At 69.3% G+C, this 20,412-nt stretch carries 21 protein-coding genes; 10 read left to right on the plus strand and 11 right to left on the minus strand.

Annotation, left to right across the window (positions count from 1 at the left end; translation table 11 throughout):
* A partial coding sequence (locus tag ABD355_RS36450) for a multifunctional oxoglutarate decarboxylase/oxoglutarate dehydrogenase thiamine pyrophosphate-binding subunit/dihydrolipoyllysine-residue succinyltransferase subunit (protein WP_344405297.1) occupies positions 1-3,479 on the plus strand: 3,479 nt, incomplete at its 5' end.
* Between the two features lie 67 nt (positions 3,480-3,546).
* Here ABD355_RS36450 and ABD355_RS36455 read toward each other — a convergent pair.
* Entirely contained in the window at positions 3,547-4,596 is a 1,050-nt protein-coding gene (locus tag ABD355_RS36455; protein ID WP_344405298.1) for a tetratricopeptide repeat protein, read from the minus strand.
* A 318-nt stretch (positions 4,597-4,914) separates the two neighbouring features.
* Here ABD355_RS36455 and ABD355_RS36460 point away from each other — a divergent pair, with 318 nt between their 5' ends.
* A complete protein-coding gene (locus ABD355_RS36460) occupies positions 4,915-5,094 on the plus strand; it encodes a DUF6104 family protein (protein ID WP_003992906.1) in 180 nt (59 codons plus the stop codon).
* 81 nt (positions 5,095-5,175) lie between these two features.
* Here the strand turns inward: ABD355_RS36460 and ABD355_RS36465 are convergent, their stop codons facing one another.
* Positions 5,176-5,985 carry a hypothetical protein gene (locus tag ABD355_RS36465; RefSeq protein ID WP_344405299.1) on the minus strand — a complete coding sequence of 270 codons (810 nt, stop codon included), beginning with the start codon at positions 5,983-5,985 and terminating at the stop codon, positions 5,176-5,178.
* A gap of 147 nt (positions 5,986-6,132) precedes the next feature.
* On the opposite strand from ABD355_RS36465, the gene ABD355_RS36470 reads away from it, so the two are divergent.
* Positions 6,133-7,149 carry a DUF4097 family beta strand repeat-containing protein gene (locus ABD355_RS36470; protein WP_344405301.1) on the plus strand — a complete coding sequence of 339 codons (1,017 nt, stop codon included), beginning with the start codon at positions 6,133-6,135 and terminating at the stop codon, positions 7,147-7,149.
* Between the two features lies 1 nt (position 7,150).
* The gene (locus ABD355_RS36475) at positions 7,151-8,209 is read left to right on the plus strand and encodes a PadR family transcriptional regulator (RefSeq protein ID WP_344405302.1); all 1,059 of its coding nucleotides are present in this window, start codon (positions 7,151-7,153) and stop codon (positions 8,207-8,209) included.
* Positions 8,210-8,254: 45 nt separating this feature from the next.
* Here the strand turns inward: ABD355_RS36475 and ABD355_RS36480 are convergent, their stop codons facing one another.
* The 5 genes from ABD355_RS36480 to ABD355_RS36500 form a co-directional block, all read right to left on the minus strand.
* Positions 8,255-8,860, minus strand: a complete 606-nt coding sequence (locus tag ABD355_RS36480) for a YwqG family protein (RefSeq protein WP_344405303.1) — start codon at positions 8,858-8,860, stop codon at positions 8,255-8,257.
* Between the two features lie 110 nt (positions 8,861-8,970).
* Positions 8,971-9,540 carry a Clp protease N-terminal domain-containing protein gene (locus ABD355_RS36485; RefSeq protein ID WP_344405304.1) on the minus strand — a complete coding sequence of 190 codons (570 nt, stop codon included), beginning with the start codon at positions 9,538-9,540 and terminating at the stop codon, positions 8,971-8,973.
* Positions 9,540-9,749: a helix-turn-helix domain-containing protein gene (locus ABD355_RS36490; RefSeq protein WP_030038196.1), complete on the minus strand. Its 210-nt coding sequence runs from the start codon at positions 9,747-9,749 to the stop codon at positions 9,540-9,542. Before ABD355_RS36490 ends, ABD355_RS36485 begins: the two co-directional genes overlap by 1 nt.
* Positions 9,750-9,852: 103 nt before the next feature.
* Entirely contained in the window at positions 9,853-10,818 is a 966-nt protein-coding gene (locus ABD355_RS36495; RefSeq protein WP_344405305.1) for a zinc-binding dehydrogenase, read from the minus strand.
* Positions 10,819-11,030: 212 nt separating this feature from the next.
* A complete protein-coding gene (locus tag ABD355_RS36500) occupies positions 11,031-12,254 on the minus strand; it encodes an NAD(P)-dependent malic enzyme (RefSeq protein WP_344405306.1) in 1,224 nt (407 codons plus the stop codon).
* Between the two features lie 582 nt (positions 12,255-12,836).
* Here ABD355_RS36500 and ABD355_RS36505 point away from each other — a divergent pair.
* Genes ABD355_RS36505 through ABD355_RS36515 form a run of 3 tightly spaced genes read left to right on the plus strand, consistent with a single transcriptional unit; the run spans position 12,837 to position 15,517 of the window.
* The gene (locus tag ABD355_RS36505) at positions 12,837-13,796 is read left to right on the plus strand and encodes an ABC transporter substrate-binding protein (RefSeq protein WP_344405308.1); all 960 of its coding nucleotides are present in this window, start codon (positions 12,837-12,839) and stop codon (positions 13,794-13,796) included.
* A 29-nt stretch (positions 13,797-13,825) separates the two neighbouring features.
* Positions 13,826-14,752, plus strand: coding sequence for an amino acid ABC transporter permease (locus ABD355_RS36510; RefSeq protein WP_344405309.1), 927 nt, complete (start codon positions 13,826-13,828; stop codon positions 14,750-14,752).
* A 3-nt stretch (positions 14,753-14,755) separates the two neighbouring features.
* Positions 14,756-15,517: an amino acid ABC transporter ATP-binding protein gene (locus tag ABD355_RS36515; protein WP_344405311.1), complete on the plus strand. Its 762-nt coding sequence runs from the start codon at positions 14,756-14,758 to the stop codon at positions 15,515-15,517.
* Positions 15,518-15,585: 68 nt separating this feature from the next.
* Here ABD355_RS36515 and ABD355_RS36520 read toward each other — a convergent pair whose 3' ends face one another.
* The gene (locus ABD355_RS36520) at positions 15,586-16,365 is read right to left on the minus strand and encodes a class I SAM-dependent methyltransferase (protein ID WP_344405312.1); all 780 of its coding nucleotides are present in this window, start codon (positions 16,363-16,365) and stop codon (positions 15,586-15,588) included.
* Positions 16,366-16,463: 98 nt separating this feature from the next.
* On the opposite strand from ABD355_RS36520, the gene ABD355_RS36525 reads away from it, so the two are divergent.
* On the plus strand, positions 16,464-17,093 hold the full coding sequence (locus tag ABD355_RS36525) for a CGNR zinc finger domain-containing protein (protein WP_344405313.1): 630 nt from the start codon (positions 16,464-16,466) through the stop codon (positions 17,091-17,093).
* Here ABD355_RS36525 and sodX read toward each other — a convergent pair.
* Positions 16,997-17,431 (minus strand): nickel-type superoxide dismutase maturation protease, encoded by a 435-nt coding sequence (gene sodX, locus ABD355_RS36530; RefSeq protein ID WP_344405586.1) that lies wholly within the window; start codon positions 17,429-17,431, stop codon positions 16,997-16,999. The two genes, ABD355_RS36525 and sodX, sit on opposite strands and share 97 nt — an antisense overlap.
* A 145-nt stretch (positions 17,432-17,576) precedes the next feature.
* Between sodX and sodN the strand changes: the two genes are divergently transcribed.
* Entirely contained in the window at positions 17,577-17,972 is a 396-nt protein-coding gene (gene sodN, locus ABD355_RS36535) for a superoxide dismutase, Ni (RefSeq protein ID WP_031140564.1), read from the plus strand.
* Between the two features lie 7 nt (positions 17,973-17,979).
* Here sodN and ABD355_RS36540 read toward each other — a convergent pair whose 3' ends face one another.
* Complete coding sequence (locus tag ABD355_RS36540; protein ID WP_344405315.1) at positions 17,980-19,134, minus strand: tyrosine-type recombinase/integrase; 1,155 nt, start codon at positions 19,132-19,134, stop codon at positions 17,980-17,982.
* A 21-nt stretch (positions 19,135-19,155) separates the two neighbouring features.
* Entirely contained in the window at positions 19,156-19,659 is a 504-nt protein-coding gene (locus ABD355_RS36545) for a helix-turn-helix domain-containing protein (protein ID WP_344405316.1), read from the minus strand.
* Positions 19,660-19,779: 120 nt separating this feature from the next.
* On the opposite strand from ABD355_RS36545, the gene ABD355_RS36550 reads away from it, so the two are divergent.
* Positions 19,780-19,974, plus strand: coding sequence for a helix-turn-helix transcriptional regulator (locus ABD355_RS36550; RefSeq protein ID WP_019889361.1), 195 nt, complete (start codon positions 19,780-19,782; stop codon positions 19,972-19,974).
* Positions 19,975-20,412: the final 438 nt, after the last annotated feature.

Below are 20,412 nucleotides of genomic sequence, written 5' to 3' on the forward strand. Positions count from 1 at the left end.
CCCCGGAGCCCGCGGCCGCCGCTCCGGCGCCCGCCCCCGCGAAGGCCGCCGCCCCGGCTCCGGCTCCCGCGAAGCCCGCCGCCAAGGCCGCCCCCGCGACCGAGGCCGCCGACGGCCCCGAGCTGGTGACCCTGCGCGGTCCCGCCGCCGCCGTCGCGAAGAACATGAACGCCTCCCTGGAGCTGCCCACGGCCACGTCCGTGCGCGCGGTCCCGGTGAAGCTGCTGTTCGACAACCGCATCGTCATCAACAACCACCTCAAGCGCGCCCGGGGCGGGAAGATCTCCTTCACGCACCTGATCGGCTACGCGATGGTGCAGGCCATCAAGACGATGCCGTCGATGAACTGGCACTACGCGGAGAAGGACGGGAAGCCCACCCTCGTCAAGCCGCCGCACGTCAACTTCGGCCTCGCCATCGACCTGGTGAAGCCCAACGGCGACCGCCAGCTGGTCGTCGCGGGCATCAAGAAGGCCGAGACGCTGAACTTCTTCGAGTTCTGGCAGGCCTACGAGGACATCGTCCGCCGCGCCCGCGACGGCAAGCTGACGATGGACGACTTCACCGGCGTCACGGTCTCCCTGACCAACCCCGGCGGCCTCGGCACCGTCCACTCGGTCCCGCGTCTGATGCCCGGCCAGTCGGTCATCATGGGCGTCGGCTCCATGGACTACCCGGCGGAGTTCCAGGGCACCAGCCAGGACACTCTGAACAAGCTCGGCATCTCGAAGGTCATGACGCTCACGTCGACCTACGACCACCGGGTCATCCAGGGCGCCGCCTCCGGCGAGTTCCTGCGGATCGTCGCCAACCTCCTCCTCGGCGAGAACGGCTTCTTCGACGAGATCTTCGAGGCCCTGCGCATCCCCTACGAGCCGGTCCGCTGGCTCAAGGACATCGACGCCTCGCACGACGACGACGTCACCAAGGCCGCCCGGGTCTTCGAGCTGATCCACTCCTACCGGGTCCGCGGCCACGTCATGGCCGACACCGACCCGCTGGAGTACCGCCAGCGCAAGCACCCCGACCTGGACATCACCGAGCACGGCCTCACCCTGTGGGACCTGGAGCGCGAGTTCGCCGTCGGCGGCTTCGCCGGCAAGTCGATGATGAAGCTGCGCGACATCCTCGGGGTGCTGCGCGACTCGTACTGCCGCACCACCGGCATCGAGTTCATGCACATCCAGGACCCCAAGCAGCGCAAGTGGATCCAGGACCGGGTGGAGCGCCCGCACTCCAAGCCGGAGCGCGAGGAGCAGCTGCGCATCCTGCGCCGGCTGAACGCGGCTGAGGCCTTCGAGACCTTCCTGCAGACGAAGTACGTCGGCCAGAAGCGCTTCTCCCTGGAGGGCGGCGAGTCCGTCATCCCGCTGCTCGACGCGGTCATCGACTCCGCCGCCGAGTCGCGTCTGGACGAGGTCGTCATCGGCATGGCCCACCGCGGCCGCCTGAACGTGCTCGCCAACATCGTCGGCAAGTCGTACGCGCAGATCTTCCGCGAGTTCGAGGGCAACCTCGACCCGAAGTCGATGCACGGCTCCGGCGACGTGAAGTACCACCTGGGCGCCCAGGGCACCTTCACCGGCCTGGACGGCGAGCAGATCACGGTCTCGCTGGCCGCGAACCCCTCCCACCTGGAGACGGTCGACCCGGTCATCGAGGGCATCACCCGCGCCAAGCAGGACATCATCAACAAGGGCGGCACGGACTTCACGGTCCTGCCGGTCGCCCTGCACGGTGACGCGGCCTTCGCGGGCCAGGGCGTGGTGGCCGAGACCCTGAACATGTCGCAGCTGCGCGGCTACCGCACCGGCGGCACGGTCCACATCGTCATCAACAACCAGGTCGGCTTCACCGCGGCCCCCGAGTCCTCGCGTTCCTCCATGTACGCGACGGACGTGGCCCGCATGATCGAGGCCCCGATCTTCCACGTGAACGGCGACGACCCGGAGGCCGTGGTCCGCGTCGCGCGGCTGGCCTTCGAGTTCCGCCAGGCGTTCAACAAGGACGTGGTGATCGACCTCATCTGCTACCGCCGCCGCGGTCACAACGAGTCCGACAACCCGGCCTTCACCCAGCCGCTGATGTACGACCTGATCGACAAGAAGCGCTCGGTGCGCAAGCTGTACACCGAGTCCCTGATCGGTCGCGGCGACATCACCCTGGAAGAGGCCGAGCAGGCCCTGCAGGACTACCAGGGCCAGCTGGAGAAGGTCTTCACGGAGGTCCGCGAGGCCACCTCGCAGCCGGGTGCCGCCCCGGTCTCGGACCCGCAGGCCGAGTTCCCGGTCCCGGTGAACACCGCGATCACCTCGGAGGTCGTGAAGCGGATCGCCGAGTCCCAGGTCAACATCCCCGACCACTTCCACGTCCACCCGCGTCTGCTGCCGCAGCTGCAGCGCCGGGCGACGATGGTCGAGGACGGCACGATCGACTGGGGCATGGGCGAGACGCTGGCCGTCGGCTCCCTCCTCCTCGAGGGCACCCCGGTGCGCCTGTCCGGCCAGGACTCCCAGCGCGGCACCTTCGGCCAGCGCCACGCGGTCCTCATCGACCGCGAGACGGGCGAGGAGCACACCCCGCTCCAGTACCTCGCCGAGGAGCAGGCCCGCTACAACGTCTACAACTCGCTGCTCTCCGAGTACGCCGTCATGGGCTTCGAGTACGGCTACTCGCTGGCCCGTCCCGACGCGCTCGTGATGTGGGAGGCCCAGTTCGGCGACTTCGTCAACGGCGCGCAGACGGTGGTCGACGAGTACATCTCGGCGGCCGAGCAGAAGTGGGGCCAGACGTCCGGCGTCACCCTGCTCCTCCCGCACGGCTACGAGGGCCAGGGCCCGGACCACTCCTCGGCCCGCGTCGAGCGCTTCCTCCAGCTGTGCGCGCAGAACAACATGACGGTCGCGATGCCGACCCTCCCGTCGAACTACTTCCACCTCCTGCGGTGGCAGGTGCACAACCCGCACCACAAGCCGCTGGTGGTCTTCACCCCGAAGTCGATGCTGCGCCTGAAGGCCGCCGCGTCGAAGACGGAGGAGTTCACCTCGGGTCAGTTCCGCCCGGTCATCGGCGACTCCACGGTCGACCCGGCCGCGGTCCGCAAGGTCGTGTTCGTCGCGGGCAAGCTGTACTACGACCTGGAGGCCGAGCGCACCAAGCGCGGCGCCACGGACATCGCGATCGTCCGTGTCGAGCGGCTGTACCCGCTGCCGGGTGCCGAGCTCCAGGCGGAGATCGCCAAGTACCCGAACGTCGAGAAGTACCTGTGGGCCCAGGAGGAGCCGGCGAACCAGGGCGCCTGGCCGTTCATCGCCCTCAACCTGATCGACCACCTGGACCTGGCGGTCGGCGCGGACGTCCCGCACGGCGAGCGCCTGCGCCGCATCTCGCGCCCGCACTCGTCGTCTCCGGCGGTCGGTTCCGCGAAGCGGCACCAGGCGGAGCAGGAGCAGCTGGTGCGTGAGGTGTTCGAGGCGTAGGTCTCGGCAGCAGTGCCGAAGGGCCCGGTCCCCTCGGGGGGCCGGGCCCTTCGGCGCTCCGGCGCGGTCAGATCGGCTGGGGTTCGAAGTCCCAGTAGGGACGGGTACGTCGGCGAGCTGCGACAGTGTGCGAGTGCTGGGCTCCGAAGGTGCGGGTAAGTCCGAGCAGACCGTTCTCCTCGTGCTTACCTGCCTCCTCCATCTCCTGCGCCGCCCGCAGGTCCGCGGCCAGTGCCACCTGGCAGGACAACGTGAGCGGATGTTCGTCGCCCAGTACGGACCGGGCCCGGCGCAGAGTGTCCCGGCTCAGCTCGACGGCTTCCCGGACACGGCCGTTGGCGTTCCGGGCGCCGGCCGCGTTCAGGGCGCAGCCCAAGGCCCAGGGATGGTCGGGGCCCAGGTTGGCGGTGAGACCGGCCAGGGCAGCCTCGAACATCGACATGGCCTCGGCGCGCTCGCCGATGGTCTGCATGACCAGGCCGATGTTGGAAAGCATGCCGGTGGCGACGGGGTGGGCGGGACCGAGGAGGGTACGGTAGCCGGCTTCGGCCTCGTCGATCAGCTCGCCAGCGTGGCTCAGGTCGCCGTACTCCCGCAGGTAGTTGCCGTAAACGGTGAGGAAGGACAACGTACGGTGGTGCTCCCGGCCGTGCCGTTGCCGTATCTGTTCCAGGAGGCCGGCCATCGAGGTTCCGAAGTCCGGGGCTCCGTCGTTCTCCCAGCGACGGGCCATGACCAGCTGGGCCCGGGCCGCCAGAGTCTGCTGGTGTTGCGGGCCGAGCACCTGGACGTGCAGCCGGACGAGCGGCTCCTGCCGGGCCAGTGCGTCACGATAGCGGCCGAGGAGCATCAAGTTCTGGCTGACGGCGTTGCCCGAGTCGAGCGTGCTGATGTGCCGGGCGCGGAGGACGTCCTCCCGCCGAGCCAGGGTGTCCAGGTCGAGTTCGTACGCCTGCGCGTACCTGCCGAGGAGTCGCAGGCTGGCACCCAGGTCGTGCTGCCGCTGGCACGGAGGAGGGAGCCCCTCCGAACGCCGGAAGGCCGGAACCTCGAGGGCGTCGGTGTACTCGCTCCAGGCGCGGTTGCGGGAGGTGAGCAGAACATGTCCGGGGCCCAAGGCGTTCGAGCACGCCGACGTCCTCGTATGCGAAGTCGTCGTCCAGACCCTCGGGAATCTCGTCCGGCTCGAGCACACCGACCCGGGCCAGAACCATCTGCCCGCCCGGCAGCTCGACCTCCTGGATCCTACGCTCCATGGCTCCCCCGTACCGCCTTGTCACAGGCAAGTTCCGCGCTCCCGAGGCATGTTGGAGCGCACGGTCATTGTGCCCGCCCAGGCAGGTGTCACGCAGGGCTTGTGCAAAGAGGATCGGTGTCGAGGGAGGGAAACGAGCACATACCCTGGACAGGAGACATCCCAGGCCAGGAGCGCAGCATGTACTTCACCGACCGAGGCATCGAAGAACTGGAGAAGCGGCGCGGCGAGGAGGAGGTCACCTTCGAGTGGCTTGCCGAGCAGCTGCGTACGTTCGTCGACCTCAACCCGGACTTCGAGGTGCCGGTGGAGCGGCTGGCGACGTGGCTGGCGCGGCTGGACGACGAGGACGACGAGTAGGAGCCCGGGGAGTCCGGCTGCCGGGGTGTCCGCGTGGCGCCCCTCTTTTTGTGGGTTTGGGCCCCAGCGCTTACGTCCCCCTCAGTCCCAAGGCCACACCAGGTCGTACGCCAGTCCGACCGCTCCGTGCGCCAGCAGCAGCGCCCCCGCCGTCGTCCAGCCGCCGCTGCGGCGTCGTAGCCCCCAGGCCGTGAGCGGGAGCCCGGCCGCGACCTGGGCCAGGGCCAGAGCCCGCGCCCGCGGTGTCCCCGACCAGGGCAGCCACGGGCCCAGGTGGCTGCTCTCGGCGGCGTCGAGTTCCGCCCGTACCGCCTCGCGCCCGCCCGGCCACTCCGCCGGGCGGGCGTCCGGCAGGGCGTGTGCGGCCTCGCGGAGGCGGTCGGCGGGTTCACCCGGGGTGATGCCCTCGGGAAGTGCGACGCCCGCGCGCGTGAGGACCGCGATCAGGGCGCGCAGCCGGGCGCGCGCGTCGGTCCCGGGGTCGGGTTTCGTGAGGTGGTCCAGGTCCTGCACGTCGAGCACCGGGTCCAGGCCCAGGCGGTCGGCGAACGCGCGCATGGCCTCGTCCTCCGCGGCCGGGGTGCCGTTCGCGAGCCAGACATAGCCCACCGGGCGGCGGAAGCCCGACGCCAGAGTGAAGCCGGCGCGGTCGGCGTCCCACCACAGGGCGAGTACGGGCCAGGGGGCGCCGACAGCGAGAGCGGTGGCCCAGCCGGTCAGGACGCGGTCGACGGGTTCGCCGCCGTGCAGCCAGGGCCCGCCCTCGGGAAGGAGCACGCTCCAGGCGTCGCCTGCCGGGGCGAGCAGCATGCGGTCGCGCAGCAGATGGGCGGCGGGGGCGACGGACTCGGGCTGCGCCCGGCACAGGAGCAGGGCACCGGCGTTCGACATGCTCACACGCTAGGGCGATTCGACCACTCCGGTCATTTCGGAGCCCGCGCAGATCACCAGAACGAGTGCCTTGACTTTCGCCGCCCGCGATATATCGTGAATTGCAGGAGACGCGATATGGCGCGTTGCGACGGGGAGGTCTGCACCATGTCCGAGTGGTCTGTCGGTGAGCCGCGGAAGCTCACCTTCGACAAGCCCGTCCGCGAACTCCACGTACGCATCGTCAACGGAACGGTGAACGTGGTGGGCACGGACGAAGATTCCGCCCGACTGGAGGTCTCCGAGATCGAGGGACCACCGCTGCTGGTGAGCCAGCAGGGCGGCACGCTCACCGTCGCGTACGACGACCTGCCGTGGAAGGGCTTCCTCAAGTGGCTCGACCGCAAGGGATGGCGGCGCAGCGCCGTCGTCTCCCTCGCCGTCCCGGCCGACACGCGCGTGGAGGTGGGCGTGGTCGGCGCCGCGGCGGTCGTCTCCGGGATCGACGGGCGTACGGAGGTGAAGGGCGTCACCGGGGACACCACCCTGGTGGGGCTGACGGGCCCGGTGCGCGCCGACACCGTCTCGGGGAATCTGGAGGCGCAGGCCCTGCGCGGCGACCTCCGCTTCAACTCGGTCTCCGGGGACCTGACCGTGGTCGAGGCGGGCTCCTCGGTCAAGGCGGACTCGGTGAGCGGCTCGATGATCGTCGACCTCGATCCGGCGAGCCGCCCGACGAACATCGTCCTGGCGAACGTCTCCGGCGAGATCGCCATCCGGCTGCCCCACCCGGCGGATGCGGAGGTGGAGGCGAACACGGCGAGCGGGACGGTGTCCAGTGCCTTCGAGGACCTGCGGGTCAGCGGCCAGTGGGGCGCCAAGAGGATCACCGGGCGGCTCGGCTCGGGCAGCGGAAGCCTGAAGGCGACGACCGTCTCGGGCTCGATCGCCCTGCTGCGGCGGCCCCCGGCGGAGGACGAGCCGTGGGACGTGGCGCCGGAGGACATCGGCCCCCTGATCGAGGACACGCCTCCGGCGGGTGCGGAGCCGGCCGCGCAGACCGCACCGGCCAGCACCCCGGCGGACGGACCACGCAACGACTCGGGGGACAATTCCGTTTCCGGCCAGGACGACGGCTCGACCGACGACCCTGCCGACGGCACGACCGACAAGAAGGTGCTCTGACATGCCTCCCGTCTTCGCCCACGGCCGCCTACGCCTCTATCTGCTGAAGCTCCTGGACGAGGCCCCGCGCCACGGCTACGAGGTGATCCGCCTCCTGGAGGAGCGCTTCCAGGGGCTGTACGCACCGTCGGCGGGCACGGTCTACCCCCGCCTGGCCAAGCTGGAGGCCGAGGGCCTGGTCACCCACACCACCGAGGGCGGCCGCAAGGTGTACGCGATCACGGACGCGGGCCGCGCCGAACTGGCCGACCGCAGCGGCGAGCTGGCCGACCTGGAGCTGGAGATCCGCGAGTCGGTCGCGGAACTGGCCGCCGAGATCCGGGCCGATGTGCGCGGCGCGGCGGGCGATCTGCGGCGCGAGATGCGGGCCGCGGCCACGGAGGCCCGGCGGGGCGCCGCCGGCAAGGGGCGCGGCGAAGGTGACGGCTCCCTCGGTGACTTCGGGGAGTACGGCGACAAGGAGTCCTGGCGTGCCGCGAAGGAGGAGATGCGGCGCGTCAAGCAGGAGTGGAAGGAGCAGGCCCGGCGCGCCAAGGACGAGAGCCGCCGGGCCCGCGAGGAGGCCCAGCGGGCCCGGCGCCAGGCCAAGGAGGCGCAGGAGCAGGCCCGGGCCCAGGCCCAGGAGGAGCTGCAGCGCATCGCCAAGCGGGTGCAGGAGCAGGTACAGGACCACTTCGCGCGGGGCGACTGGCCGACGGGGGTGCGCGAGGGCCTGACCGAACTGGCCAAGGAGTTCGGGGATTTCGGGAAGGACTTCGGCCGGGAGTTCGGAAAGGACCTCGGGTTCGGACGGGCCGGTACCGGCACCGCGGCTCCGCGGCCGGAGTACTCGCACACCAAGGAGGACTTCCCCGCGGAGTACGAACCGTCGTGGGCGCACGAGGCCACCACCGGAGACCCGTCCCGCGACCTCGACCGCCTGCTGGACCGCTTCCGGGACGACATCCGTGACGCGGCCCGGGACCACGGCGTCACGGACGAACAGCTCCGCGACGCCCGCCGCCATCTGTCGACGGCGGCGGCACACATCGGAGCGATACTGCGCACACCGAGGGTGTAGCAGCCGGCGGGCCGCTTGCCGCGGAGGCGGAGGCGGAGGCAGTCGTCAGGTGCACTGCCAGAGGAAGCGGCCCTCCTTGCCGTCCGGCGAGAGAAAGGCGTAACCCACGCCTGCGTCGCCGAAGTTGACGTCGAAGGGCAGCTTCCCGGAGTCGAGCTGGACCACCAGTTGCCATCCGTCGCCGGGTGTCTCGTCGCCCTGGAGCCAGTGCGGTTCGACCCCGGGCCCACCGAGGAACTGCCAGGGCCTGCGGTCCTCTTCCTCGTTGGAATGCTCACCGGAGTGCTCTGCGGAGTCGATGTGCCGCGGCAGATGGTCGGGCCCCGCGCTCGGCCCCTCCGCCCGACGCTCGACGGTCACGAAGTCAGGGACGCGGCCGCCGGGTTGGATCACCAGGGCGTTCTCCCCGCCCTCCGGCTCCCAGGTGCCGTCGACGTACTCCCCCTCGTCCCCGGTCATGAACAGAAGGGCGAGCCGGCCGCCCTCCAGGGCGAACTGGCCCAGGAACTCCATCGGCCGGCCCGTCTCGCGCGACAGCGGCCACTGCGGCTCCTCCAGCCACACGGGCTGCCCGCCCACCTTGGTCACCGCCTCCCGCACGGCCCCGTCCGCAGGGACGAACACGAGCGGCACGGGCTCGGACACGGTCATGAGAGCTCCTTCGAAGGACCAGGCCAACCTCGGCAGGCTCCACCCTAGGACCCACCACGGACACCCCCGGCCCAGCACACCCGCCTTCCGAGCCCGTCACGTGCGCCCGGTCATCCGGCCTTCGCCTCACCGCCCCCGCCGAACAGCACCCGTATCAGCGACTCGTATGTCACCCCGCGGTCCGCGAGGATCTCGGCGGGGATGCCCGGGCGGGCGGTCAGCGCCAGGAGGATGTGCTCGTCGCCGATGTGCCGGTCGCCGTGGGCGACGGCGGTGCGCAGCGACGTCTCCAGGATCTGCTTGGCGCTCCGGCCGAAGCTGCGGCGCCCCGACCACCAGCTCTTGTCCCTGCGGTCGCCGGACATCGCGCCGATGCCGTGCACCGCCTCGACGCGGGCGACGATCTCCGCCACGTCGATCCCCAGCCCGGCGAGAGCGTCGGCCTCGGACCGGGACAGCCCGGCCCGCCGACGGGCCTCGGCCACCGCCTCCCGTATCGACTCCTTGCGTTCAGCGGTCACCCCGAGGGAGGTGAACGCGAACCAGGCGCGGCTGCCCTCGCGGTCGAGCAGCGCGAGCAGCATGTGCTCGGCGTCGACGGACGGCGCCCCTGTCCGTTCCGCGTGCTCGACCGCCGCCTGCACCACCCCACGGGCGTCCTTTGTGAACCGCTCGAACATCAATGCCTCCCGTACTTCTTGTGCACGGCCTGCCTGCTGACTCCGAGTTCCGCGGCGATCTCCTGCCACGACCAGCCCTGATGGCGCGCACTGCGCACCTGCACCGCCTCCAGCTGCTCCAGCAGCCTGCGCAGTGCGGCGACGGCACGCAGTCCGACCCGTGGATCGCGGTCGCCCGCGCGCTCGGCGAGATCCGTTGCTTCGGTCATAATGTCAACCTACGTTGACATGCCGACCCCGTCAACCCCGGTTGACAAATGCCGACGGCCGGCCCGAAGCCGGGCCGGCCGTCACACGCGCGGACAGGAGATGTCAGTCGTGGGTGAGCACGATCTTCCCGAACTGCTCGCCGGACGCCATCCGTTCGAAGCCCTCCCGGGCCCGGTCCATCGGCAGCACCTCGTCGATGACCGGACGTACGCCGGTCGCGGCGCAGAAGGAGAGCAGGTCCTCCAGCTCGTCCTTGGTGCCCATCGTGGAGCCGACGACCTTGAGTTCGAGGAAGAAAATCCGGGTCAGCTCGGCATGCGAGGGCCGGTCACCGCTCGTCGCGCCCGAGATGACCAGCGTGCCCCCCGGCCTCAGCGACTTCACCGAGTGCGACCAGGTGGCGGCGCCTACGGTCTCGATGACGGCATCGACGCGCTGCGGCAGCCGCGCCCCCGACTCCAGCGCCTCGACGGCACCCAGCTCCACGGCCCGCTTCCGCTTGGCCTCGTCCCGGCTGGTGGCGAAGACCCGCAGCCCGGCCGCCTTCCCGAGCACGATCGCGGCCGTCGCGACCCCGCCGCCGGCACCCTGCACGAGGACCGAATCGCCGGGACGTACGCCCGCGTTGGTGAAGAGCATGCGGTACGCCGTCAGCCAGGCCGTCGGCAGACAGGCGGCCTCCGCGAAGGAGAGCTCCTTGGGCTTGGGCAGGATGTTCCAGGTCGGCACGGCGACCCGCTCGGCGAAGGTGCCCTGGTAGTGCTCGGTGAGGATGGAACGGGGCTCCCGGGGGCCGACGCCGTGACCGCTCTGTCCGATCACGGAGTGCAGGACGACCTCGTTGCCGTCCTCGTCGACACCGGCGGCGTCGCAGCCGAGGATCATCGGCAGTTTGTCCTCGGACAGGCCCACGCCCCTCAGGGACCAGAGGTCGTGGTGATTCAGGGAGGCGGCCCTGACGTCGACGACACTCCAGCCGGGCCGGGCCTCAGGAGCGGGCCGGTCCCCCAACTCGAGGCCGTTCAGTGGCTGGTCACGGTCGATTCGGGCGGCGTAGACGGCGAACATGACCTTGACGATAGGCGGCACACCGGCGCGGCGGAACCGCAGAGCTCTGTGACACACACCCTCTTGCACTACCGGCCCCGACGTACCCGCCCTCGCCGACGGAGACCCCACGCACGGGAAACGCTCAGCCCTTGAACCACCCGAACGGGTGGGCGAGCGGGAAAGGAAATGGCCCCGCCCAACCGGGCGGGGCCATCAAAGCCGACGGCACGTCAGCGCCGGGCGACACCCTCCGCACGGGCCGCCGCAGCGACAGCCGCCGTGACAGCCGGAGCCACCCGCTCGTCGAACGGCGACGGAATCACGTAGTCCGCAGCAAGGTCGTCCCCGACGACCCCCGCCAGCGCCTCGGCCGCCGCGATCTTCATCCCCTCCGTGATCCGGGAGGCACGAACCTGCAGCGCGCCCGCGAAGATGCCCGGGAACGCCAGCACGTTGTTGATCTGGTTCGGGAAGTCCGACCGCCCGGTCGCCACCACCGCCGCGTACTTGTGCGCGACGTCGGGGTGCACCTCGGGGTTCGGGTTGGCCATCGCGAACACGAACGCGCCCTCGGCCATCGAAGCCACCGCGGACTCCGCGACCGTACCGCCGGAGACGCCGATGAAGACGTCCGCACCCTCCAGAGCCGCCTCCAGCGGCCCGGTGATGCCGGCCTTGTTGGTGAAGGAGGCGAGCTCCCGCTTGACGTCCGTCAGGTCGTCCCGGTCCGCCGACACGATGCCCTTGCGGTCGGCCACCGCGACATCCCCGATACCGGCCTCGACCAGCATCTTGGCGATGGCGACACCGGCCGCACCGGCACCCGAGATGACGGCCCGCAGATCCCCGATGGCCCGCCCGCTCAGCCGCGCGGCGTTGCGCAGGGCCGCCAGCGTCACGACCGCCGTACCGTGCTGGTCGTCGTGGAAGACCGGAATGTCCAGCCGCTCCTGCAGCTTCCGCTCGATCTCGAAGCACCGCGGCGCCGAGATGTCCTCCAAGTTGACGCCGCCGAAGGACGGCGCGAGCCGCACCACGGTCTCGACGATCTCGTCGACACCGGTGCAGTCGAGCGCGATCGGAACGGCGTCGACGCCACCGAACTGCTTGAACAGAATCGCCTTGCCTTCCATCACCGGAAGGGAGGCCTCGGGGCCGATGTCCCCGAGTCCGAGCACGGCCGTGCCGTCGGTGACCACGGCCACGACGGACGACTTCCACGTGTAGTCGTGGACGAGTTCCGGCTGCTCGGCGATGGCGCTGCACACCTTCGCAACGCCGGGCGTGTACGCCAAGGACAGGTCGTCCTTGTCACGGACCGGCACGGTGGCCTGCACGGCCATCTTGCCGCCGCGGTGCAGCGCGAACGCCGGATCGAAGGAATCGAGGGGCTCGGCCCCGCCGTCCTGATCCGTACTGCTGTCGCTGCGAGGATTGACGATCTCCGCTGCCACTTTGTTTTACCCCTTAAGTCTTCATTGGTTGAGGGTGGCCACTCCTGGTGAGGGGTGGGCGGGCACCGCGTCAGTCCCGGTCGGTGTTGCGTACGGGTCCTGCGCGACGGGCGCGCCGCACACGCGCCCTGAGCCCCGGATGAGGGGTGTAAAGAACCTTCTTACCGGACGCACCGGGCCAAGGACGAGTCCAATAAGGGCAAGGTCACATCGCGGAACCCGAAGGTCACATCTCGGCCACAAGGTTCGTCCCGAAATATAGGGACACGCCCTCGACGAATCCTCGACGGTCCCTTGACCGGCGGCCGAACAGTGATCAACGCCTCGGAGTGCAGGTCCGCATCCCGAGATGCGTCGAAGATCTTCCGGCCGGAAGGCCGGATTCCCGCAGATGGTCCGGCCATGTTGTACCGGCCTGGTGCGGTTCGGGGGTCACCCGTTATCCGATTTTGACATGACGGGTCCCCTGAACGGCTTAGTCCGAATGGCAAGATGCCGTAAACCCGCGAGGTCGCGACACCCGAAGGTGTGTGTGCTCGTCGACCCGTCGGCAACTCCACCCATCCGCCGGAGGAACCCAACATGACCGCAAGCTCCACCCCTCGTACGACCGCGGCACGCACCCGTCTGGCAGCGGTCGGTGCGATCGCGGTCGCAGGCGCCCTGGTCCTCACCGGCTGCGGTGACCACACGGACAAGGGCAGCAACGGCTCGGGGACGTCCTCGTCCTCGGCTCCCCTCGCCTCCAAGCTCCCTGCCGACATCCGCAAGGCAGGCGTCATCAAGGTGGGCTCGGACATCGCCTACCCGCCGGTCGAGTTCGTCCAGAACGGCAGCACCGCCGGCATCGACCCGGACATCGCGGATGCCCTCGGCAAGCAGCTCGGCGTGAAGTTCGAGTTCCAGAACGGCAAGTTCGACAACCTGATCGTGGGCCTGCAGGCCAACCGCTTCCAGGTGATCATGTCGGCGATGAGCGACACCAAGGACCGCCAGAACGGCATCAACTCCGACAACGGCCAGAAGGTCGGCAACGGAGTCGACTTCGTCGACTACTTCACCGCCGGTACCTCGATCCTGGTGCAGAAGGGCAACCCGAAGGGCATCAAGTCGCTCGACGACCTGTGCGGCAAGGTCGTGGCCCTGCAGAAGGGCACCACCTCCGAGGGCATCGCCAAGACACAGAGCAAGAAGTGCACCAAGGACGGCAAGAAGGCCATCGACCTGCAGACCTTCGACACCGACCCCGAGGCGCTGCTCCGTCTGAAGCAGGGCGCCTCCGTCGCCGACCTGAACGACTTCCCGGTCGCGGCGTACAACGCGAAGACCTCCGGCGGCGGCAAGGACTTCGAGGTCACCGGCGACCAGATCGAGGCGGGCCCGTACGGCATCGCCGTCAGCAAGAGCAACACACAGCTGCGTGACGCCCTCCAGGCCGCGATGAGCGCGATCATCAAGAACGGCGACTACACCAAGATCCTGCAGAAGTGGAACGTCACGGACGGCGCGGTGACCGAGGCGAAGATCAACGGCGGCTCCTGAGCCACGCGCAGCACTGAAAGGCAGTCACCGTGACTGACACGCTCGACAAGGCTCCGGCGGCCGTGCCGCCGGAGCAGATCAAGGCCATACCGGTGCGCCACTACGGGCGCTGGGTGGCCGGCGTCCTGGTCATCGCGGTCCTGGCGCTGATCGGGGTCGCCTTCTCCAACGCGAAGATCAACTACAGCATCATCCCGGACTACCTGTTCGACAAGGGCATCATGAGCGGTGCCTGGACGACGCTGTACATATCCGTGCTGGCCATGGTGCTGGGTGTCGCCCTCGGCATCGTCCTGGCCGTGATGCGGCTGTCCTCGAACCCGGTCACCAGCACCGTGGCCTGGTTCTACATCTGGTTCTTCCGCGGCACCCCGGTCCTGGTGCAGCTGCTGCTCTGGTACAACATCTCGCTCGTCTTCCCCATCCTGAACCTGGGGTTCTACAAGAACGAGATGAACCAGGTGATGACGCCGGTCCTGACGGCCCTGCTGGGGCTCGGCCTGAACGAGGCCGCGTACATGTCGGAGATCGTCCGGGCCGGCATCCAGTCGGTCGACGAGGGTCAGACGGAGGCCTCGCACGCCCTGGGCATGACCCACGGCCAGACGCTGCGGCGTGTGATCCTCCCGCAGGCCATGCGGGTCATCGTCCCGCCGACCGGCAACGAGTACATCAACATGCTGAAGACCTCGTCGCTGGCGTACGCGGTCCAGCTCCCCGAGCTGATCAAGAAGGCCACGGACATCTCCAGCACCTCGCTGGCGGTGGTGGAGATGTACTTCGTGGCCTGCATCTGGTACCTGTTCCTGACCACGATCTTCAGCATCGTGCAGTACTACGTCGAACGCCGTTACGCCCGCGGTTCGACCCGCAACTTGCCGGCGACGCCGTTGCAGAAGGTCAGGACCAACCTGGCCAAGATGAACATGCTCTCCCTCTCCAGCTGGCGGCGGTAACCCATGAACGCAATGGTGAAGGCCGAGGGCGTGCACAAGTCCTTCGGTCTCGCGCACATCCTCAAGGGCATCGACCTGGAGGTGAACCCGCGCGAGGTGTTCTGCCTGATCGGCCCGTCCGGTTCCGGCAAGTCCACGTTCCTGCGGTGCATCAACCACCTGGAGAAGATCAGCGCCGGACGGCTGTACGTCGACGGCCAGCTGGTCGGCTACCGGCAGAGCGGCGACAAGCTCTACGAGCTGAAGGAGAAGGAGGTCGCCGCGCAGCGGCGGGACATCGGCATGGTGTTCCAGCGCTTCAACCTCTTCCCGCACATGACGGCGCTGGAGAACGTCATGGAGGCGCCGGTCCAGGTCAAGCGCGAGTCGAAGGCGGTCGCCCGGGAGCGCGCGGCGCGGCTGCTGGACCGGGTCGGTCTCGGCGACAAGACCGGCCACTACCCGTCCCAGCTCTCCGGCGGTCAGCAGCAGCGCGTCGCCATCGCCCGGGCGCTGGCGATGGAGCCCAAGCTGATGCTCTTCGACGAGCCGACCTCGGCCCTCGACCCGGAGCTGGTCGGCGAGGTCCTGGACGTGATGCGGGACCTCGCCGAGGACGGCATGACGATGATCGTCGTCACCCACGAGATGGGCTTCGCCCGCGAGGTCGGCGACTCGCTCGTCTTCATGGACGACGGCGTGGTGGTCGAGTCCGGCCACCCGCGCGAGGTGCTGACGAACCCGCAGCACGAGCGCACGAAGTCGTTCCTGTCGAAGGTGCTGTAGCGGTACGACGGGAAAGGGGCGGTACGGGACATCCCGTACCGCCCCTTCTCAGTTCGGAGCCGCCGATGTCACTTCAGCGCCAGCAGCAAGGTGTCCGCGGGCGAACACCACACCGCCCGGGCCTCCCCGAACCCCTTCTCCCGCAGCACGCGCGCGTGCCACTGCGGCGAGGGCATGTCGCCGTCCGCGTGGTCGCCGTAGATCTCGAAGCGGCGGGCGGTCGGGCCCGCCAGGGCGGGGTCCTTCGCGGCGAGCTGCCACCACTGCGCCCAGTCCAGGGCACCGTCCCGCGTGGCCTGATCCATGCGGGCGTGGCGCAGGCCGCGCTCGGCCGCGTTGATCCGGGGCGTGGTCTCGTCGATCATGTGGTCGGCGTTCATGAAGACGCCGCCGTGGCGGACCAGCCCGGCGATCCGGCCGTACAGGGCCGCGAGGGGGGCGCTGTGCAGCCAGTGGAGGGCGGTGGCGGTGAGCACCGCGTCGTACGTCTCGTACGGCAGCCGCGCCGGCCAGTCGGGGTCCTTGAGGTCGGCCTCGACGAAGGTGACCCGGTCGTCGCCGTCGAAGGTGCCACGGGCGATGGCCAGGAGCGCGGGGTCGAGGTCGATGCCGGTGCTGGTGGCGCCCGGGAAGCGGGCGAGCAGCCGGGCCGTGATGCTGCCGGTGCCGCAGGCGAGGTCGAGGATGCGCGGCTCGGTCCCGACGCAGGCCTCGACCATGTCGAGCATGATGCGGAACCGCTCCTCGCGGTCCGGCATGTACCACTCCTGCTGGCGGTCCCAGCTCTCCTGCCAGGCCTGCCAGTCGGTTCCCGCCGTACCGGTTCCGGTTGCCGTGGTTCCTGTCATGGAATCCCTCTCCCCTCACCCGCGTAATACCCTGGAAGTACAGGCAGTCGTTACCTCTTCGCACCCACGACCATAGAGCCCCTCCGTAAGGACCACAAGTGGAACTGGCCTATTACTCGGACTACGCCGTACGACTCGTCAACAGCGAGGAACCGGCCCGGGGCAAGGACAACCTGACCTCCGTCGAGGCCGTGCGCGACCTGTTCGGCGGCAACGCGTCTGCGGCCCGCCGCGCCACCGACGCCGACGTCACCCGCTTCCGCTCGGTCAGGGCCCGGCTGCGCGCCGTCTTCGAGGCCGCCGACAAGGGCGACGAGACACTCGCGGTGGACCTGCTGAACTCACTCCTGCTGGAGTTCCCGGTCAGCCCGCAGATCTCGGGCCACGACTTCCGGGACGACGACGGCCGCCCGCTGTGGCACATGCACCTGGCCGACCACCCCTCGAACGCGACCGCCGGCTACGCGGCCATCGCGGCGATGGGCCTGGCCTTCCACCTGACCGAGTACGGCGTCGACCGGCTGGGCCTGTGCGAGGCGGCGCCGTGCCGCAACGCCTATCTGGACACCTCCACGAACCGCTCGCGGCGCTACTGCTCCGACCGCTGCGCGACCCGCGCCAACGTGGCCGCCTACCGCGCCCGCAAACGCCTGGAGGCCGACCGGTCCGACAGCACTGGCCTCGCGGCCGACAGCGCCCAGCGCGCCAGCGCGAACGGCGAGCGCTGATCCGCCCTCAGCGGCCGGTACCGAAAGCGCACCTTGCCGAGGACCAGGTCCTCCGGGACGGTGCCGTAGTCGGTGCTGTCACCGCCCGCGTAGGCGTTGTCGCCGAGCACCCACCAGCCGCCGTCGCGGCGCTCAGCGGCCCGCTTCACGACCAGCAGGTCCTGCTGGAACGGATGCCGCAGGACGACCACGTCTCCTGGCCTGATCCGGGCGCCGTACTGCACCACGAGCCGGTCCCCGTGGTGGAGCGTGGGCACCATGGACGGACCGGTCACCTCTGCCGCCCCGAAGGGCAGCAGCGCCCGCCCGCGCTCGATCTCCTGCGACAGCTCCGGCATGCCCGGCACCTCCCCGGTACGTTCCTCCACCAGTCTCAGTCTGACCCCGGACTTTTGTCCTAAGCCCATGGGGGCACCCGCGAAATCCCCTCCCCCAGGGAGTAATGTCCCACCTGAGAAGACGATCACGAGGAAGGAATGCTCCATGCTTTCCCGCCTGTTTGCCCCCAAGGTCAAGGTCAGCGCGCACTGCGACCTGCCCTGCGGTGTGTACGACCCGGCCCAGGCCCGCATCGAGGCGGAGTCCGTGAAGGCCGTCCAGGAAAAGATGGCCGCCAACGACGACCCGCACTTCCAGGCTCGCGCCACCGTCATCAAGGAGCAGCGCGCCGAGCTTGCGAAGCACCACGTCTCCGTGCTCTGGAGCGACTACTTCAAGCCCCCGCACTTCGAGAAGTACCCGGAGCTGCACCAGCTGGTCAACGACACCCTGAAGGCCCTCTCGGCCGCCAAGGGCTCGACCGACCCGGCCACGGGCCAGAAGGCTCTGGACTACATCGCCCAGATCGACAAGATCTTCTGGGAGACCAAGAAGGCTTGATCTTCGATCATGCCCTCTGACCTGCGATTTCCTTGGTTGCAGTGTCTCCGAGTCCGCACCCGGTCCGCAGGCCGCCGAGAACGGCGTCCATGACGGTCCGGGTGCGGTCTTCTTCGCCCGGCCACAGGTGCGCGTAGATCCGCAGCGTGATGACGGCGGACGCGTGGCCGAGGACCAGCTGAACCTGCTTGACGCTCGCTCCGCCGGCGATGAGGGCGGAGGCGTAGAAGTGCCGCAGGTCGTGGGTCACCATGTGCGGCAGCTCGACGGGCTTGCGGCCCTCGCGCTCGGCCGCCTCGTTCTCCGCCTTCTGCAGCTCCTTACGAGCGCAGTTCCATTCGGTCTTCCAGCGGCGGTAGTTGAGCGGCTCGCCCTCCTCCATCGTGAACAGCCAGTCCTTGGAGGGGCGTGCGGCCAGGTGCGTGAGGAGTGCGTCGGTGACGACCTCTCCGACCGGGACGGTGCGCCGGGACTTGGCGGTCTTCGGCGGGCCGATCTTCCCGGACTGGAGGCGCTGGCGCTCGACGCGGATGGTGCCGGCCTTGAAGTCGACGTCCGACACCTTGAGGCCGAGCAACTCGCCTATCCGCAAGCCTGATCCGGCGAGCGTGACGATCGCCGCGCGAATGTACGGCGGCATCACGCGGGCCATGGCCTCGACTTGCGCGACCGTGGGCGGGGTGACCTCCTCGTCCGGCATGGGCGGGAGGGTGATCCGGCGGCACGGGCTGGAGGCGATGACCTTGTCCTCGACGGCCGCGGTCATGAGGCGTACGAGGACGTCGTAGACGTTGCGCACACTGCCAGGCCCGAGCAGCTCCGACAGGTTCTTGAAGAGCACCTGGAGGTCGTTGCGGCGTATCGCCGCCATGGCTCGGGAGCCGAGCGCCGGGACGAGGTGGAGCCGGAGCGCGTTGTCGGTGATGCGCTCGCCCGCCTCGCTGGCGATGAGTGACTCCTCCCACTTCTTCGCGTACTTCTCGAACGTGATCCGTCCGGCACGAGGGTCGACGTACTGGCCCGTGACGATGCTGGCCGTGACCTCGTCGAGCCAGCGCTGGGCGTCGATCTTGCGGTCGAAGTGGCGGGCGTGCTCCTTGCCGTCGAGGTCTCGGTAGCGGGCCCGCCATTTGCCATTGGGGCGCTTCTGAATGTTCGCCAAGTGGCTTCTCCCTTGGGTTGGTTATCGGTGGTAGCCGCCGCCCTCGATGTGCTGGGTGAGGGTGCGGGCGTCGCGCTCATCACCCATGAGGCGAAGGCACTGCTCGTGGATGGCCCGTGAGCTGTCGGGGTGGGTCTGGATGTACTCGGCGATGCCGACGACCGCGTGGTGCAGGCGGTCCTCGGCGTCGCGTGTCTCGTAGTACGCCTCGACGGCTTCCTGGACGAGCCGTCTGCTGTCGAGGTCCAGCCCTTCCAACGGCGGGGACATCAGCTCTTCGAGGGGCAGTTCGAAGACGCGGGCGAAGGCGAGGGCCTCGTCGACGTTGATACGGCGACGTGGGGTGCCGTTCTCGATGCGCCAGACCGCGGTCTGGTTCATCTTGACGCCGGCCTTGGACACCCGGTCCGCCAACTCGATCGTGCTCCACCCCCTGACCTCGCGCTCCAGCGCCACCCGCGCGGCGATGTTGCCCTCGCTGTAGAGCAGCGGCACCTCACCGCCGTCGGACTTGTCGCCCGTCATCGGACCTCCATCCTGACCATCACTTTCCCAATTGAAACACACGCTTGCCAATTTGGCTGACCGGCGATCGTCGGGTACAACCTATGCAGACCGGATTGCCACCTAGTCGATTGGGAATGCATGCGATACCTGACCACCGCCGAGGTCGCCGAGCGCTACCGCACAGCGGAGAGCACCGTCCGCTACTGGCGCCAGATCGAGAAGGGCCCGCGCGGCATCAAGATCGGCAAGCGTGTGCTGTACCCCGAGGCCGAACTGCTGCGCTACGAGCGGGCGCTGATCGAGGGCCGAGACGAGTGGGGTCTGGCCTCCTGAGCCGCCGGAGGCCCGGGACACGGAAACGGCCCTCGGCGCGCCAACGCCGAAGGCCGGAGAGTCCCCCGCACACCGCCCATCCCTGAGCGAACAAGCCGACGAGGTGTTGGACCTTGCCCGTCCTTCCCCTCGTCTGAGAGGAACGTCTATGGAGGACTCTACGTCCCCCACCAACCCGAACACGGTCCCCAAGGTCAGCTGGCCCGAGGTCGCGGTCCCCGGCCAAGGTGTCCCCGGACGCCGCGGGGACGAGCATTCTGCTGCTGCGGTATCAGGGGACCGTCCCCTCGATACATCCGGTCCCCTGGCGGCGCGAGCTACGGTCCCCATACCCACATCCGTTGGAGACGTGCAGGTCAGCGGCACTGGCGCGCCAACGGGGACCGGTCCCCAAGACTCTGGAGTTGCACCAGGGGACCGCAGTGGGGACCGAGACAG

Origin of the sequence: Streptomyces longisporus (genome assembly GCF_039532765.1) — a bacterium.
GTDB lineage: Bacteria > Actinomycetota > Actinomycetes > Streptomycetales > Streptomycetaceae > Streptomyces > Streptomyces longisporus.

Bases quoted from the DNA above. Each gene is read 5' to 3' on its own strand.
- ABD355_RS36460 (WP_003992906.1), top strand. From the start codon at position 4,915: ATGTACTTCACCGACCGAGGCATCGAAGAACTGGAGAAGCGGCGCGGC.
- ABD355_RS36465 (WP_344405299.1), bottom strand. From the start codon at position 5,985: ATGTCGAACGCCGGTGCCCTGCTCCTGTGCCGGGCGCAGCCCGAGTCC.
- ABD355_RS36470 (WP_344405301.1), top strand. From the start codon at position 6,133: ATGTCCGAGTGGTCTGTCGGTGAGCCGCGGAAGCTCACCTTCGACAAG.
- ABD355_RS36475 (WP_344405302.1), top strand. From the start codon at position 7,151: ATGCCTCCCGTCTTCGCCCACGGCCGCCTACGCCTCTATCTGCTGAAG.
- ABD355_RS36480 (WP_344405303.1), bottom strand. From the start codon at position 8,860: ATGACCGTGTCCGAGCCCGTGCCGCTCGTGTTCGTCCCTGCGGACGGG.
- ABD355_RS36485 (WP_344405304.1), bottom strand. From the start codon at position 9,540: ATGTTCGAGCGGTTCACAAAGGACGCCCGTGGGGTGGTGCAGGCGGCG.
- ABD355_RS36490 (WP_030038196.1), bottom strand. From the start codon at position 9,749: ATGACCGAAGCAACGGATCTCGCCGAGCGCGCGGGCGACCGCGATCCA.
- ABD355_RS36495 (WP_344405305.1), bottom strand. From the start codon at position 10,818: ATGTTCGCCGTCTACGCCGCCCGAATCGACCGTGACCAGCCACTGAAC.
- ABD355_RS36505 (WP_344405308.1), top strand. From the start codon at position 12,837: ATGACCGCAAGCTCCACCCCTCGTACGACCGCGGCACGCACCCGTCTG.
- ABD355_RS36515 (WP_344405311.1), top strand. From the start codon at position 14,756: ATGAACGCAATGGTGAAGGCCGAGGGCGTGCACAAGTCCTTCGGTCTC.
- ABD355_RS36520 (WP_344405312.1), bottom strand. From the start codon at position 16,365: ATGACAGGAACCACGGCAACCGGAACCGGTACGGCGGGAACCGACTGG.
- sodX (WP_344405586.1), bottom strand. From the start codon at position 17,431: ATGCCGGAGCTGTCGCAGGAGATCGAGCGCGGGCGGGCGCTGCTGCCC.
- sodN (WP_031140564.1), top strand. From the start codon at position 17,577: ATGCTTTCCCGCCTGTTTGCCCCCAAGGTCAAGGTCAGCGCGCACTGC.
- ABD355_RS36545 (WP_344405316.1), bottom strand. From the start codon at position 19,659: ATGACGGGCGACAAGTCCGACGGCGGTGAGGTGCCGCTGCTCTACAGC.
- ABD355_RS36550 (WP_019889361.1), top strand. From the start codon at position 19,780: ATGCGATACCTGACCACCGCCGAGGTCGCCGAGCGCTACCGCACAGCG.